The organism is Streptomyces sp. NPDC048361, assembly GCF_040651795.1.
Taxonomy (GTDB): Bacteria; Actinomycetota; Actinomycetes; order Streptomycetales; family Streptomycetaceae; genus Streptomyces.
Genome location: NZ_JBEZKW010000029.1, coordinates 77580 through 91916, shown reverse-complemented (window position 1 = coordinate 91916; position 14337 = coordinate 77580). Strand labels below are relative to the sequence as shown.

Annotated in this window: 14 protein-coding genes; 7 read left to right on the top strand and 7 right to left on the bottom strand. The window is 72.6% G+C overall.

Translation table 11 applies throughout. The features are described from left to right. Positions 1-304: 304 nt before the first annotated feature. Positions 305-1489 carry an acetyl-CoA acetyltransferase gene (locus tag AB0D31_RS18700; RefSeq protein WP_362723958.1) on the bottom strand — a complete coding sequence of 395 codons (1185 nt, stop codon included), beginning with the start codon at positions 1487-1489 and terminating at the stop codon, positions 305-307. Between AB0D31_RS18700 and AB0D31_RS18695 the strand changes: the two genes are divergently transcribed. The 3 genes from AB0D31_RS18695 to AB0D31_RS18685 are packed head-to-tail and all read left to right on the top strand — an operon-like array spanning position 1488 to position 3430. Beyond that, positions 1488-1682 carry a hypothetical protein gene (locus tag AB0D31_RS18695; RefSeq protein WP_362723956.1) on the top strand — a complete coding sequence of 65 codons (195 nt, stop codon included), beginning with the start codon at positions 1488-1490 and terminating at the stop codon, positions 1680-1682. The two genes, AB0D31_RS18700 and AB0D31_RS18695, sit on opposite strands and share 2 nt — an antisense overlap. 51 nt (positions 1683-1733) lie before the next feature. Then, positions 1734-2921, top strand: coding sequence for an acyl-CoA dehydrogenase family protein (locus AB0D31_RS18690; RefSeq protein ID WP_362723954.1), 1188 nt, complete (start codon positions 1734-1736; stop codon positions 2919-2921). A 38-nt stretch (positions 2922-2959) separates the two neighbouring features. Next, positions 2960-3430, top strand: a complete 471-nt coding sequence (locus AB0D31_RS18685; RefSeq protein WP_362723967.1) for a nitroreductase/quinone reductase family protein — start codon at positions 2960-2962, stop codon at positions 3428-3430. A 161-nt stretch (positions 3431-3591) separates the two neighbouring features. Here AB0D31_RS18685 and AB0D31_RS18680 read toward each other — a convergent pair whose 3' ends face one another. Beyond that, positions 3592-4239 carry a TetR family transcriptional regulator gene (locus tag AB0D31_RS18680; RefSeq protein WP_362723952.1) on the bottom strand — a complete coding sequence of 216 codons (648 nt, stop codon included), beginning with the start codon at positions 4237-4239 and terminating at the stop codon, positions 3592-3594. A gap of 453 nt (positions 4240-4692) precedes the next feature. On the opposite strand from AB0D31_RS18680, the gene AB0D31_RS18675 reads away from it, so the two are divergent. From AB0D31_RS18675 to AB0D31_RS18665, 3 genes are all read left to right on the top strand, one after another. Then, the gene (locus tag AB0D31_RS18675; protein WP_362723950.1) at positions 4693-5499 is read left to right on the top strand and encodes a VOC family protein; all 807 of its coding nucleotides are present in this window, start codon (positions 4693-4695) and stop codon (positions 5497-5499) included. 163 nt (positions 5500-5662) lie between these two features. Beyond that, positions 5663-8092: a PQQ-binding-like beta-propeller repeat protein gene (locus tag AB0D31_RS18670; RefSeq protein ID WP_362723947.1), complete on the top strand. Its 2430-nt coding sequence runs from the start codon at positions 5663-5665 to the stop codon at positions 8090-8092. A gap of 237 nt (positions 8093-8329) precedes the next feature. Beyond that, positions 8330-9214, top strand: coding sequence for a putative protein N(5)-glutamine methyltransferase (locus AB0D31_RS18665; RefSeq protein WP_362723944.1), 885 nt, complete (start codon positions 8330-8332; stop codon positions 9212-9214). A gap of 55 nt (positions 9215-9269) precedes the next feature. Here AB0D31_RS18665 and AB0D31_RS18660 read toward each other — a convergent pair whose 3' ends face one another. Next, on the bottom strand, positions 9270-10091 hold the full coding sequence (locus AB0D31_RS18660) for a hypothetical protein (RefSeq protein ID WP_362723941.1): 822 nt from the start codon (positions 10089-10091) through the stop codon (positions 9270-9272). Between the two features lie 251 nt (positions 10092-10342). Between AB0D31_RS18660 and AB0D31_RS18655 the strand changes: the two genes are divergently transcribed. Further along, entirely contained in the window at positions 10343-10945 is a 603-nt protein-coding gene (locus tag AB0D31_RS18655; protein ID WP_362723939.1) for a hypothetical protein, read from the top strand. Between the two features lie 57 nt (positions 10946-11002). Here AB0D31_RS18655 and AB0D31_RS18650 read toward each other — a convergent pair whose 3' ends face one another. The 4 genes from AB0D31_RS18650 to AB0D31_RS18635 all read right to left on the bottom strand — a co-directional run bounded on the left by AB0D31_RS18650 (position 11003) and on the right by AB0D31_RS18635 (position 14335). After that, complete coding sequence (locus AB0D31_RS18650; protein WP_362723937.1) at positions 11003-11857, bottom strand: hypothetical protein; 855 nt, start codon at positions 11855-11857, stop codon at positions 11003-11005. A gap of 124 nt (positions 11858-11981) precedes the next feature. Continuing rightward, positions 11982-12755: an enoyl-CoA hydratase/isomerase family protein gene (locus tag AB0D31_RS18645; RefSeq protein ID WP_362723934.1), complete on the bottom strand. Its 774-nt coding sequence runs from the start codon at positions 12753-12755 to the stop codon at positions 11982-11984. After that, positions 12752-13183 (bottom strand): OB-fold domain-containing protein, encoded by a 432-nt coding sequence (locus tag AB0D31_RS18640; protein ID WP_362723931.1) that lies wholly within the window; start codon positions 13181-13183, stop codon positions 12752-12754. The genes AB0D31_RS18645 and AB0D31_RS18640 overlap by 4 nt, the downstream gene beginning before the upstream one ends. Before the next feature lie 3 nt (positions 13184-13186). Then, positions 13187-14335, bottom strand: coding sequence for a lipid-transfer protein (locus tag AB0D31_RS18635; protein WP_362723928.1), 1149 nt, complete (start codon positions 14333-14335; stop codon positions 13187-13189). Positions 14336-14337: the final 2 nt, after the last annotated feature.

Here is a 14337-nt window from a genome sequence, read left to right as displayed (position 1 = left end):
GGGTCTGGGGCGAAGCACCAGCGGCCCGGCTTCCGGCTGCGGACCGTGCTGGGGCACCCGCGCCCACCGCGGCGGAGCCGCGCAAAAGACACAGCCCCGCCCCTGTAGGGCACCCGATGCCGAGCCATCGAGCTCCCTGCGCCCGCGCAGCGGTAGGGCACCCGTGCCGAGCCGCCAAAGTCCCTGCGCCCGCGCAGCAGGAGCGCACCCGGCACCGAGCCGTAGAGCCCCCCCTGCGCCGCGCAGCGGTAGGGCACCCGGTGTCGAATCGGCGCGCTCACCGCCGCGCAGCGGCGCCGCGGGGTCAGGCCCGCCCCAGGACCAGCGTTCCCGCGGAGCAGAACCATCCGCCCGTCCCCGACGCCACCGCCAACTCCGGCAACCCCCCATCCGCACGCCGAACCTGCCCCGCCCCACCCTCCCCCCGCAGCTGCCGCACCGCCTCCACCAGCAGGAACAACCCCCGCATCCCGGGATGGCACGCGGAGAGTCCGCCTCCGTCCGTGTTGACCGGCAGCCCGCCGTCCCGCAGCAGACGCCCCTTCTCGACGAACGCCCCGCCCTCGCCCTTGGCGCAGAACCCCAGGTCCTCCAGGGTCACGAGCGTCATATACGTGAACGCGTCGTAGATCTCGGCCAGGTCGATGTCGGCGGGCTCCACCCCGGCCCGCTCGAAGGCCCGCCGGCCCGACACCGCCGCCGGGGACACCGTGAAGTCCTGCCACTGCGACATGGCCGCATGCGAGACCGACGTACCCGAACCCAGTACCCACACCGGCGGCTTGACCGTGTCCGGCACGTACTCCTCGGCCGCGAGCAGCACCGCGCAGCCGCCGTCGGAGCGGATGCAGCAGTGCAGCTTGGTGAACGGGTCGGCGATCATCGGCCCCGAAAGCACCTCGTCCACGGTGATCGGATCGCGGAACATCGCGTCCGGGTTGGTCGCCGCGTTGGCCCGCGTTTGTACCGCGATCTCCGCCAACTGCTCAAGTGTCGTGCCGAATTGGTGCATATGGCGCCGCGCGGCCATCGCGTACTTGGCGATCAGCGTGTGGCCGTACGCCACCTCGAACTGGAGCGGGCCCCGGCTGCCGAAGGAGAGGTTGGAGGTGCGCCGCCCCGCCTTGACGTCGGCCCGCGCGGTCGACCCGTACACCAGCAGAACGGCCCGCGCCTGCCCGGCGGCGATCGCATCGGCGGCGTGCGCGGCCATGACCTCCCAGGTGGCGCCCCCTACGGAGGTGGAGTCGACCCAGGTGGGCCGAAGCCCCAGGTACTCGGCGACCTCCACCGGCGCGAGCGTGCCGAGCCCCGCCGAGGCGAACCCGTCGACGACGGAACGGTCGAGCCCGGAGTCGGCGAGGGCGCGCCGGGCGGCCTGGGCGTGCAGGGCGTAAGGGGTGAGGTCGTCCACGCGTCCGGTGTCGGACAGGGCGACGCCTACGACAGCGACCTTGCGCGGGCGGTGAGTTGAGGGCGAGGAGGCCATGAAACTGACGGTACATCAGATCCCGCGCGAGGCAGAGGGCGCCGCAGAACTCCCCGCCCTCCCCGCCTCCCCCGCCCTCGAAGAACTCCGCCCGCCCGGCGCCGCCCCCGAAGGGCTCCCCTCCTCACCGCCCCGCCCCCCGCCCTCGAAGAACTCCGCACACAGCCTGTGCATCTGCTGCCCCCGCGCCTAACATGACGCCCCGTCAGTTCAGAGGCTCGGCCTCTGGGGGAGGAGCCCGCCGATGGACGCCACCTTCACCGCGGAACAGGACGAGATCCGCCGCACCCTGCACGAAGTGCTCGCCAAACACTGCGGCCCACAGGATGTGAAGAGCGCCGTACGCACCCCGCTCGGGTACGACGCCGCGCTGTGGGGCCGGCTCTCCGCCGAGCTCGGGCTCGCGGGTCTCGCGCTGCCCGAGGAGTACGGCGGAGTCGGCTGCACCAGGGCCGAACTCGCCCTGGCCTGCGAGGAGACGGGCCGCGCCCTGCTGCCGTCACCCCTGCTCGCCACGGCGGTGCTCGCCGCGCCGCTCATCGCGGCCCTCGGTACCGAGACCCAGAAGGCCGCCCTGCTCCCATCCCTCGCCCGGGGCGAGCGGAGCGCCACCCTCGTCGTGCCCGGCACCGGTCTCGCCCTCGCGCTCGGTCTCACCGGCGAGAGCGCGGACTGCGCGTGGGCCGGGGGCGGCCGGGCCGGCGGCGTACAGGCGCGCCGGACACCGGAGGACGGATGGCGCCTGTACGGGGAGGCCGGGCAGGTGCTCGACGGGCACAGCGCCCAGCTGCTCCTGGTCGCCGCGCACACCGGCGGCTTCGCCCGCAGCCGCACCCTCCTCTTCGTCGTGCACGGCGACGCGGCCGGCCTGCGCCGCACCCGGCAGACCACCCTCGACGAGACCCGCACTCAGGCCAGGGTCCAACTACGGGATGTCGAGGGCGAGTTGCTAGGCGGTGACGACTCCGTCGATCTGCATGCGGCGCTCGCCGCCGTGGGCCGCACCGCCGCCGCGTGTCTCGCCGCCGAGGCGGTCGGCGCGGCGAGCGAGGCGCTGGAGCGGACGGTGGCTTACGTCAAGGAGCGCGAGCAGTTCGGGCGGGCCATCGGCTCGTTCCAGGCGGTCAAGCACCGGCTCGCCGACCTGTATGTGCAGGTACAGGCGGCCAGGTCGGCGGCGTACTACGCCTCCTGGGACCCGGGCGCCGGCGCCCTCGCGCTCGCCCAGGGCCTCGACGCACTGCGCTCCGCCGCGTCCGAGGCCGTCCAGCTGCACGGCGGCATCGGCTTCACCTGGGAACACGAGGCGCATCTCTACTTCAAGCGGGCCGCCGCCGACGAGCTGCTCTTCGGACCCGTGCACCGGCTGCGCGGCCACGCCGCGGAACAGGCCGGACTGTTCGGGCCCGCCGCGCGCGAGGTGACCGCGTGAAGCCGGGCGCCACGAGGGCCGCGCCCGGGGTGCGGCTCATGCAGAAGGTGTCCTCGACGCGGGCGTTCGCCAAGGTCGCCCCGCACGTCGTGCCCGCCATGGACCGCGCCGTGCACCGTCTCACTCGGGGCAGGGTCATCCTCAGCGCACAGATGCTGCCGGGTGTCATCCTGACCGCGCGCGGCGCCAAGTCCGGTCTTGCGCGCACCACTCCGCTGGCCTGCATGCCGCAGGAGGCGACCGGGACATGGGTGCTCATCGGGTCCAACTTCGGACGCCCCGGCCACCCGGCGTGGACGGCGAACCTGCTCGCCCATCCCGACGCCGAGATCAGCTGGAAGGGCCGGTCCATCCCGGTGCGGGCCCGGCTGCTGGAGGGGGACGAGCGCGCCGAGGTGTGGCGTGCGGCCCTCGACTTCTGGCCCCCGTACGCCACTTACCAGTCCCGGATCGAGCGCGAGATCCGGCTCTTCCGGCTGGAGCCCAGGGCGCGGAACGCGCACGCTTAGACGGGGAGAGCTCGGACCTGACGTTCAGACCTGGCGTTCAGACCTGACGTTCAGACCTGAGGTGCAGACGGGAACGCCGACGGCGGTCATCCCCTGCCCGGGGTGAACCGCCGTCGGCGCGACAGGACTTGCTCGGCAGACTGTGTGCTCGCGTACTGCGGTTACTTCGTCGGCTTCTTACCCGTGATGCCCAGGTGGACCAAGAGCGCCAGGTTCGGCCGGAGTTCGGCTTGCTTGACGCCCCAGGTCTGGAAGCCCTTCTGGTGCGAGGCCACCGACGCGAGCATCGCGACGAGGGAGCCCGCCATGGCGGCCGGGCTGACGTCCTTGTCGACCTTGCCCTTGCTCTGCAACTCGGTGACCGCGTCCGTAAGGGAGTTGGTGACCGAGTTCAGGATCTTCATGCGGATCTTGTAGAAGCGTTTGTCGCCCTCCGCCGCGCCCAGATCGACGACCCGCAGGATCGCGTCGTTCTTGCGCCAGAAGTCGAGGAAGCCCTCGACGAGCTCCTCGGCCGTCTGCCAGCCCGCCCGGCCGACCCAGGAGCGGCCCTCGACCAGAGCGGTCAACCCGGCGCCTTCCTTGGCCATTTCCTCCGCGATCTCCAGGACGGCGCCCTCGACATCGGGGAAGTACTGGTAGAAGGTCGCGGGTGAAGTGCCCGCCTTCCGGGCCACATCGATGACTTTTACGTCCCGGTACGGCGACGAGCTGAGCATCTCACTGAGGCAGTCGAGCAGCTTCTGCCGTGTCGCCTGGCCGCGTCGGCCGGCCACGCGGCCGTCGACGGTGCGTACTTGTCCTGTCATGCCGTCAGCTTACCGAGGGGTGATCGGAGCGCTATTCGGCCGAGTGCAAATGGGGGCCCGGGTGTGCTCCGCGCCCCCGAGCGCGCGGAACCGGGCGCCCGGAGCGGGGTGCAGCGGGCGCTGCGAGGGGGTGCGCCAGGTGCTGCGAGCGGGTGCCGCGGGCCGGTCCGGGGTGGCCGGATCTCGTCCACCACTCGAATGGTGTTATCAACAGCCTGTGGACAACTTTGGTGGACAAGCGGTGCGGCGCCTGGGCCGGGAGGCCCGCCGAACGCCGAAAAGCGGCTATATGTTCGAATTGTGCGCCCGCGCCGAACGGGATAGCTCATTAGCTTGGCCACGACGCGACCTCAGCCGTAGACCTCGCGGGGCGACCTCAGCCGTAGTACCTCGCGATGCGACCTCGGACGCGACCACCACCGCGACGCGGCACCTCAGGAAGGAATCAGGCGCATGGGCGGATATCCGGAAGGCGCGCCGTGCTGGGCCGACGTCTCGCTGTCCGACGTCGCCGCCGGCAAGCGGTTCTACGGGGAGCTCCTCGGCTGGACCTTCGACGAGAGCACCGCCGAGAACACCGACGAGCAGCGGTACGGGCAGTACACCAACGCCTACAAGGAGGGGCGGCGCGTCGCCGCTCTCCAGTCCAAGCAGGACGGCCGCATGCCGACCACCTGGACCGTCTACTTCGCCACCCCCGACGTCCGCGCCCTCGCCGCCCGGGTCCGTGAGGCCGGCGGCCAGGTCATCACCGACCCGATGCCGGTCCCGCCGCACGGCACGATGGCGATCGCGGCCGACCCGGGCGGCGCCGTCTTCGGCCTCTGGCAGGCCGACGCGCACGCCGGCTTCGAGCGCACCCGCGAGCCGGGATCGTTCTGCTGGGCCGAGGTCTACACCCGCGACAAGGACCAGGCCGACGCGTTCTACGAGTCCGTCTTCGGCTACCTCGGTGCCAGCCCCGGCAGCGCCGACGAGCTGGGCGCCGACATGCGCACCTGGTCGCTGCCCGGCACCGAACCGGGGCCCGGCACCGCCGTCGCCGCCCGCGCCCTGATGTCGCCGGCCTTCCCCGCCGCGCTGCCCGACCACTTCCTCGTGTACTTCCTCGTCGAGGACTGCGACGCGGCGGCGGCCGCCTGCACCCGGCTCGGCGGGCGGGTCACCGCCGCACCGTTCGACATCCAGTACGGGCGGATGGCGGTCCTCAACGACAACCAGGGCGCCACTTTCGCCATCCTCCAGGGCGCGGACAGCTAGCAGGCCCCGCACCTGGACCGTAATGCCCCCGTTCGCGGCGGTTCGACCCGGTCCCGACCCGGGTTCGCCACCGACCACCTCCGGCAGGGAGAATCGGGGTGCCGCGTGAGACGCTGCACGGGGCCGCATTCATGCACGGCCCGTACGGGGAGGTGGCAGGCAAGTGGAGCAGCTGACGCAGCACGACCCGAGGCGGATCGGCCCGTTCGAGGTGCTGGGACGGCTCGGTGCCGGCGGCATGGGGCTCGTCTACCTGGCGCGCTCGGCGTCCGGCCGCCGCGTCGCCATCAAGACGGTGCGTACCGAACTCGCCGAGGACCAGCTCTTCCGGGTCCGCTTCACCCGCGAGGTGGAGGCGGCCCGCGCGGTCAGCGGCTTCTACACCGCCGCCGTCGTCGACGCCGACCCGCGCGCACCTGTCCCGTGGCTGGCCACCGCCTACGTACCGGCGCCCTCGCTCGAAGAAATAGTGAATGAGTGCGGGCCGCTCCCGGCCCAGGCGGTGCGCTGGCTCGCCGCCGGCATCGCCGAGGCCCTCCAGTCGATCCACGGCGCGGGCCTGGTCCACCGTGACCTGAAGCCGTCCAACGTCCTCGTCGTCGAGGACGGGCCGCGCGTGATCGACTTCGGTATCGCGTCCGGGGTCTCCAACACCCGGCTGACCATGACGAACGTGGCGGTCGGCACCCCCGCGTACATGTCACCGGAGCAGGCCAAGGACTCGCGCAGCGTCACCGGCGCGTCCGATGTCTTCTCGCTCGGCTCCACCCTCGTCTTCGCGGCCACCGGGCACGCGCCCTTCCACGGCGCCAACCCCGTCGAGACCGTGTTCATGTTGCTGCGCGAGGGCCCGGACATCACGGGCCTGCCGGACGAGCTGCGTCCGCTCATCGAGTCCTGCATGCAGATGGAGCATCCTAACCGGCCCTCGCCCGAGGACCTCCAGGCGCAGCTCGCACCGCACCTGTTCGCCTCCGGCTCGGACGACAGCGGCACCGCTTCGGCGTGGCTGCCGCCGCGCTCGGTGGCCATGATCGAGCAGCGCAGGGGAGGGGGCCGCATGCAGCTGCTCGCCCCGCCCCCCGACCCGGCGCCCAGTTCGGCCCCGCGCTCCGGCAGGCCCGGCCCCCAGGCGCCGCCCCGGCCCGCAGACCCTCCGTACGCGGCCCGCCACGGCGGCGGCTCCTCCGTCACCTACCCGCCGGTCCACGCCGACGAGCCGGTCCGGCTGCCCGGCGCCAAGGTGCCCATCGGGCCCGGGCCCCGCGTCGCGGACGCCTCCCGGGTCGCCGTCGACGCCGGTCCCACCACCGGCTGGGTCCGCAGGCCCGGCGCGGCCGCCGCCCACGGGGGCCAGGGCCCCCACGGAGCCCAGGGCCCTCATGGAGCCCAGGGCCCTCATGGAGCCCAGGGCGCGCAGGTCGCGCCCGTGCCGCCCCCGGCCCATCCACCGGAAGTGCCCGGCCGCTGGCGCCCCTGGCGTTTCCGCATGTCGAACGATGTGTGGGGCACCCCCGCCGTCGCCGGGGACCTGCTGTACGTGACCTCCTTCGAGGTGCACGCCCTGGACGTGGGCACCGGCCGCCGCCAGTTCAAGACGCGTGACGTCGCCTGGGCGATGGCCGTCGAGGCCGGCCGCATCCACGCCTCCGACGGACCCACCCTGTACGCCCTGGACGCGAGCGACGGCGGCGAGTTGTGGCGCCTCCAGGCCGACGCCTGGGTGTACGCGCTCAAGGCCGACCGCGGCACCGTCGTCACCGCCACGCGCGGCGGCGGCGTCCAGGCCTGGGAGGCCGCCAACGGCGAGCAGCTGTGGGCGATCTCCGGTGCCCAGAGCGACTTCGAGACACCCGAGGCCGGGCCCGTCGTCCACGACGGCACGGTCTACGTCTGGCAGGACGCCCGGCTGCGCGCCCTGGACGCCCGCACCGGCACCGAGCGCTGGTCCTACCCCGTGGGCGACGCGGCCTCCTGCGGCGGCGTCCCCGTGCGGGTCGCCCCCGCCGAGGACGGCTACGTCTACATCGCGGCCGGCACCCGCGTCCTCGCCGTCGACATCGCGTCGGGCCACGTCCGCTGGCACTTCGAGGCCCCCGCGGTCTTCCTCGGCCCGCCCACGTTCGCGCCGGGCCCGTCGGTCGCGGGCGGCGGGGTGTACCTCGCCGACTACCTCGGCACGGTGTACGCCCTCGACGCCTCCACCGGCAAGGACCGCTGGCGCATCGCCACCGAGGCCCGCAACTCCGTCGAGCCGGTCCTGGTCGCCGACGGCAACGTCCACGTGGGCAGCGGCCACGCGCTGTACACCCTGGACGCGGTCACCTCGACCCCCAAGTGGCGCTTCGCAGCGGGCGGCGCGGTGGTGGGCACCCCCGTCGTCGCCGACGGCCGCATCCACTTCGGCTCGGCCGACCACTGTCTCTACACCCTGGACGCGGCCGGCGGCCAGCTCCGCTGGAAGCTCGCCACCGGCGGCGAGATCAGCGGATCTCCCGTCGTGCGCAACGGAGTTGTGTACGCGTGCAGCAAGGACCGCTGCGTGTACGCCCTGGACGCGGTGAAGGGAACGGCCACATCGGGCTCCCGGTGAACAGCGCGCATGCCGTACGGCGCCGCGCATGACGTACTGTGGCGCTCGCCCGTACGGCCTTGTACGGCCCCGTACGACCCGTCGACCCCGTACGGAGTCGACGGCAGCGACCGAGGAGGTGGGACCCGTCACCGCAGCAGCAAGCAGGGTGCTCTCCCCTCGCGAAAACCGCGCGGTCCGCCGCTGAGCGGGTGACCGCGAGAGCGCCCTTCGGTATCCCGAAAGGCCTTGTCCCGCATGTCAGTTGAGCCCGACGCACTCGACGCACCCGATGCACCCGGTAATCCCGGCCATCCCGGCAATCCCGACTCCGCCGAACCCGCCGAACCCGCCGAACCCGCCGAACCGCTTTCCCCCGCATCCATCGTGACCCGGCTGCGCGCCGCCGGGTGCGTATTCGCCGAGGACGAGACGGAGTTGCTCCTCGCCACGGCCCGGCACCCCGCCGAACTCGCCGCGATGGTGGAGCGCAGAATCTCCGGTCTGCCGCTCGAACACGTCCTGGGATGGGCCGAGTTCCACGGGTTGAAGGTCGCAGTGGACCCCGGGGTCTTCGTTCCGCGCCGCCGCACCGAATTCCTGGTGGGGCAGGCGCTGGCCGCCGTGGACCCGTCCCGCCCGGCCGTCGTCGTGGACCTGTGCTGCGGCTCGGGGGCGCTCGGCGCGGCCCTGGCGTCCGCGCTGCCCCACGCCGAACTTCACGCCGCCGACATCGACCCCGCCGCCGTGCGCTGCGCCCGCCGCAACCTGGCCGCGCTCGGCGGGCACGTCTACGAGGGCGACCTGTTCGCGCCGCTCCCCGCGGAGCTCCAGGGCCGCGTCCGCCTCCTGACGGCGAACGTCCCCTACGTCCCCTCCGACGAGGTCGGCCTGCTGCCACCCGAGGCCCGCGACCACGAACCGCTGGTCGCCCTGGACGGCGGCGCGGACGGACTCGACATCATGCGCCGCGTCGCCCTCGCCGCACCGCGGTGGCTCGCCCCCGGCGGCACTCTCCTGATGGAGACCAGCGAACGCCAGGTGCCGGGCGCCCTGGCGGCCATGTCGGCAGGCGGCCTGCGCGCCCGCGTCATCACCTCGGACGAGCTGTACGCGACGGTGGTGACGGGCATACGGGAGTGAGGGCCCTGCCGGGGTGCCGCGGGTGCCCGGGGCCCCACCTGCTCCCGGGGCGGCGCTACCTGTGCCGGGGCTCGTCCGCCGGCGGCTCGTCCTGCGGCTCCTCGGGAGGCGGCTCGCTCGGGGGTTCGGTGGAGCGGGTCTCGTAAGGGGCGCCGACCGGGTGCCCGTGCGTGTACGGGGAGTCCGAGGCGTGCCGGTACGGGGGGTCGGCGGGCGGCGTCCGTCCCGGGGGCGGGGCCTCACCGGGGTGCTGATCCGGACGAGTCTCGGCCGGTCCCGCAGGTCCCGCCTGACCGGGCCGCCCTTCGCGGGGCGCCTCGCCGGGCTGCTCGTATCCGGGCTGCTCGTATCCGGGCTCGGCGACGGGCTCGTCGCGACGGCTCCGGGTCTCGTACCCGGGCTCGTCGCGGCGCGCGGAGCGCTCGTCCAGGGTGGGCGTCCCGAAGCGGCTGCGCGCCGGTGCGGGACGGCGGCCCGCCATCAGGGCGGCGCCGATCAGCATCACCACACCACCGCCCAGCGCCAGCGCCACGCCCTGCCCGAGCCCCTTGCCCGACGAGTCGATCGTCAGGCTGCCCGCGGCCTGGCCCTGGCGCACCATCCACAGCACGGTGAAGCCGAGCACCACCACGGCGGCGACAACCACGAGGACGCGGGAACGCAACACCACGGCGATCAGGGTGACCAGGGCCGCGAAGGCGAACGGCAGCAGCATCGACCCGGCCACCTCGGCCTTGTCGGCGGAGATGCCCGAGAAGAGATCGTCGATGCGGTAGGCGCTGCCGTGACGGCCGTCGTACCAGGCACGGAAGGGGCTCCAGACGGCGGCCGCCGCTCCGACGAGAGCGAGGACCGAGCCGATCACATTGCGGACCATCTCCGGCCCTCCTTACAGACGGCTCTCGTTGCCGACGCTACGCCCGGTGAGCCCGGCCCGCTACCCGACCGGCCGCATGCCGGTGGCGGCCCGGCAGCTGTGGGAGTACGGCGGGGACGGCGGGGAGATCGTGTGCCGGGCGGCACGGGGGCCGAGAAACGACGCTGCATGTCCATGCCGGCCGCTGTTACGGTGTCGGCCGGTCTTCGGAGGGGGGCGACGTGTTCCGTCGCGGAATGAAATGTGCGGCCGTGCTGGCAGGGACGGTGCTCGCGCTGACCGGTTTCTCGGGGCACGGCCACGGGCACGGCAGCTCCAGCTCGGGCGGCGGGTGCTCCAACTCCCATAAGAGCAACGGAAGTTCGGGCACCAGCGGCAGCTCGGGCAGCGATTCCGGCGGCAGCACGAGCGACAGCACCGCAGACAGCTACACCAGCGGCAGCACCGCAGACAGCTACACCAGCGGTACGAGTGGTTACAACGGCAACCGCTACGGCACCAGCACCACCACCAGCGGTACCACTACCGGCACCACCTCCGGCTCCAGCGGCCGCTCCACCGCGGGGAGCTCGGCCGCCGTCTCCTCAGTCGTCACCGAGTGCGCCTCGGCGGCGAAGGGCGTGACGAGCTCCACGGTGCACGTGACCGCGGGCAGCGCCTCGGGTTCCGGCTCCGACAGCCGCCGCTACCAGGTGCGGGTCACGTTCCTCGACGCGTCCGGCGCCACCGTCGACGAGGGTTCCACCACGGTGAGCATGACTCCGAGCGCGTCCCGGTACGTCACGGTCCCGATGGACCACCCCGGCCTGCTCCCCAAGGTGACCCGCTGCGACGCCGTGGTGAGCCCCGCCTGAGGAGCCCCCGTCAGCCAGGCGAGCCACCTGTCCTGACGGCGACGGCAACCGTCTCCGTCAGGGCTTGTGGTACTTGCCGCTGGCGGGGTCGTTGACCCACGTCGCGCGTGCCGGGTCGATGTTGATCGCCGTTCCGTGCTGTGTGCACGCGTCGATCATCGGGGCGAGGAACTTGTTGCTGAACTCCGCCTGGGTCACCGCGCCGGCGGCGATGGCGCCCTCCATGTAGTTGAAGGCGCTCTCCAGCTGCGCGGAGCGAGGGGTGGTACTGCCCGAGCCGGTGGTGTTCAGGTCGAGGCCGCTGCCCGGGTCGTCGGTCCTGTCCTCGGGCCGGGGGCCGACGCGGAAGTTGGCCGGGACGTTCTTGAGGGCCTTGTCGAGGTTGGGCGAGGCGAAGGCCGCAGGAGCGAGCGGCGCCAGGTCCGTCGTGATCTGCTGCACCTGGGCGGGGGTCAGCAGGTTGAGGAACGGCTGGAAGAGCGATTTGGGAATGATGTGGTGCAGCGTGTCCACCAGCGGATCACCGGGGTGGGCGGCCTTCACCGAGGCGAGCTCGGTGCTCGTCGAGCCGAGCTTCCAGTCCTTGCCCTTGGCGCGCTGAATCACCTGGGGCTCACCACCCATGGCGCGCTGCACCACCGGGGGCTCACTGCCCATGGCGCGCTGCACCACCTCGGATTCGCCGCCCTTGGAGCGCTGTACGACCCCGGACTCACCGCAGCCGGTGGAGCCGCACTCATGGCCGCGCTCCATACGGCTGCGCTGGATCATGGCGCTGACCGCACCGTTGCCCGCTGTGCGCTGAAGGGCGAGCATCGCCCCGTGGGCGGACGTCGCGCCGTGCCCGGCGCCGCGCTTCGCGCTCGCCCGGACCTGGGCGTTCTCCGCCTCCGTTGAAGACTGTGCGCGCATGGCTCTCCTCCTCGACCAACCTTCAGGATTGACGGCGCGGCCCGGCACGAGAAAGGACCGTAAGGGCAGAGCCGGGGGCAAGATGGCCTTCCCCGCTGTGGACGCCCCGCGTCGCGCGTGCTCGTCACCGCATCCGGAACTCCTTCGAGCGCCGCGCGCCGAACAGCTCCGCCTGCCGGTCGGGCGGCAGGTTGCCGAGTGCCACGAACGCCGGGGCGCGGGCGTGGGCCTGGGTGAGGGCGGCCTCCTTGGCGGCCCACAGTGATCGCACCGTGCCCTGTACCGCCTCCGTCGGGAACGAGGCGATCGTCTGCGCGCACCGCAGTGCGGCCGCCAACTCCGCGCCGGGCGGCGTGACTTCGCTCACGAACCCGATCTCGTACGCGCGTCGCGCCGACATCCGCTCGGCCGTCCCCATCAGGGCGAGCCGGGCCGCCTCGCCGTGCGGCATGCGCAGCGCCAGGTACATCGACTCGTAGGCGCTGACCATCCCGTACGTGGTGTGCGGGTCGAAGAAGCTCGCGTCCTCGGCGGCGATCACGAACTCCGCCTCGCCCAGGAGGTAGAACGCCCCGCCGCAGGCCATTCCGCGTACGGCGGCGATCACCGGTTTCCACAGGTCGTTGGCCTTCGGGCCGATCGTGAGGAGTGGATCGTCGGTCGAGTACGGGGACGAGGGCTGCGCGACCTCGGCCGAGCGGTCGATCCCGGTGCAGAAGGATCGTTCCCCGGCGCCGGTCAGGACGACCGCGCGTACGGTGTCGTCGTACCGCAACTGCCGCCAGGTGTCGGTCAGTTGGCCCGCCGCCTTCAGGTCGATCGCGTTGAGGCGCTCGGGCCGGTCCAGGGTGACGACCGCGACGCCGGTTTCCTCGGCGCGGGCCACCCGGACGCTCACGCGCGCTCCAGAAGCCAGCGCGGCACGCTCACCCCGTCGACCTCGGTGAACGCGACCTGGACGCGGGCGCCGATCCTGAGCCGCGCCGGGTCGACCGAGTCGAGGGCCGCGTCCGGTTCGGCGACCACGTTGCCGACCAGGCGGATCAGTGGATCCTCGGCGAGCTCGACGACGACCGCGTTGTAGGGGGCCATCGCCGCGTAGTCGGGGAGCAGGGGCGGGTGCGGGAAGACGTACGACCAGACGCGGCCGCGCCCCGAGACGCGCCGCCACTCGCTGTCGAAGGACTGGCAGTGCGGGCAGCAGGGGCGGGGCGGGAAGCGGAGCCGGCCGCAGCCGGGGGCGGCGCACGCCTGTACGCGCAGTTCGCCCCTCGCGGCGTACTCCCAGAACGGGGCGCCGTCGTCGTCCGGTACGGGTGTCAGCATCGCTCAACTCCTCAGCAGAATGGCGGAGGTGGGCACACCCTCGCCCGCGGTGACCAGGCAGGTGGCGGCATCCGGCACTTGGGCGGTGCTGGTGCCGCGCAGTTGCTTCACGCCCTCGTTGATGAGGTTGAACCCGTGGACGTAGGCCTCGCTGAGGCCGCCGCCGCCGGTGTTGAGGGGCAGCCGGCCGCCGATCTCCAGGGCGCCGCCCTCGGTGAACGCGGCACCCTCACCGCGCCCGCAGAAGCCGTAGCCCTCCAGGGAGAGGGGGATGAGCGGGGTGAACGCGTCGTAGATCTGCGCCACGTCCACATCGCCGGGCCCGAAGTCCGCCTGTTTCCACAGGTGTCGGGCGGCGGTCCAGGCGGGCCCGGTCAGCGGGTCGTCGTTCCAGTAGTTGACCATGCCGTGGTGCTGGGAGGGCAAGCCCTGTGCGGCGGAGTGCACATACACGGGCTTGTGCCGGCAGTCGAGGGCCCGCTCGGCGGAGACGACGACGCACGCCAACGCACCATCGGTCTCAAGGCAGTTGTCGAAGAGGCAGAGCGGGTCGCTGATCCAGCGGGACGTCATGTACATCTCGCGGGTCAGCGGGCGTTCGTACATCATCGCGGCCGGGTTCTGGTTGGCGCGGTTGCGGCAGGCGAGCGCCACGTTGAAGAGGTGGTCGCGGGTGGCGCCGTACTCGTGGAAGTAGCGGCGGGCCAGCATGCCGATCTCGTCGGCGGGCCGCAGCAGCCCGAAGGGCCGGGTCCACTGGCCGGGCGTGGGCAGCTGAACGGCCGTGTTCTTCCAAGGCCTTGGCCCGCTGCCGCGCTTGCGGGACCGCCAGGCGATCCCGACGTTGGCCTGTCCGGTGGCGATCGCGGCGGCGAGATGGCCGACGGTCGCACAGGAACCGCCGCCGCCGTAGCCGATCTTGCTGAAGAAGGTCACGTCCCCCGCGCCGATGGACTTGGCGACCTCGACCTCGTCGGTCTCCTCCATCGTGTACGAGGCGAACGCGTCCACCTCCGAGGGGCTGATGCCCGCGTCGTCGAGCGCGGCGATGATTGACCGGCACGCCAAGGTCTTCTCGGATTGGTGCAGTTGCTTGGCGAACGGCGTCTGCCCGATCCCGACTATGGCTGTCGCGTCCTTCAGAGTGGCCATGG

What these genes read in the sequence shown, in the direction of transcription:
- AB0D31_RS18695 (WP_362723956.1), top strand. Translation starts at nt 1,488, where the DNA reads ATGAAACTGACGGTACATCAGATCCCGCGCGAGGCAGAGGGCGCCGCA.
- AB0D31_RS18640 (WP_362723931.1), bottom strand. Translation starts at nt 13,183, where the DNA reads ATGCTGACACCCGTACCGGACGACGACGGCGCCCCGTTCTGGGAGTAC.
- AB0D31_RS18650 (WP_362723937.1), bottom strand. Translation starts at nt 11,857, where the DNA reads ATGCGCGCACAGTCTTCAACGGAGGCGGAGAACGCCCAGGTCCGGGCG.
- AB0D31_RS18660 (WP_362723941.1), bottom strand. Translation starts at nt 10,091, where the DNA reads ATGGTCCGCAATGTGATCGGCTCGGTCCTCGCTCTCGTCGGAGCGGCG.
- AB0D31_RS18700 (WP_362723958.1), bottom strand. Translation starts at nt 1,489, where the DNA reads ATGGCCTCCTCGCCCTCAACTCACCGCCCGCGCAAGGTCGCTGTCGTA.
- AB0D31_RS18690 (WP_362723954.1), top strand. Translation starts at nt 1,734, where the DNA reads ATGGACGCCACCTTCACCGCGGAACAGGACGAGATCCGCCGCACCCTG.
- AB0D31_RS18685 (WP_362723967.1), top strand. Translation starts at nt 2,960, where the DNA reads ATGCAGAAGGTGTCCTCGACGCGGGCGTTCGCCAAGGTCGCCCCGCAC.
- AB0D31_RS18675 (WP_362723950.1), top strand. Translation starts at nt 4,693, where the DNA reads ATGGGCGGATATCCGGAAGGCGCGCCGTGCTGGGCCGACGTCTCGCTG.
- AB0D31_RS18680 (WP_362723952.1), bottom strand. Translation starts at nt 4,239, where the DNA reads ATGACAGGACAAGTACGCACCGTCGACGGCCGCGTGGCCGGCCGACGC.
- AB0D31_RS18665 (WP_362723944.1), top strand. Translation starts at nt 8,330, where the DNA reads ATGTCAGTTGAGCCCGACGCACTCGACGCACCCGATGCACCCGGTAAT.
- AB0D31_RS18635 (WP_362723928.1), bottom strand. Translation starts at nt 14,335, where the DNA reads ATGGCCACTCTGAAGGACGCGACAGCCATAGTCGGGATCGGGCAGACG.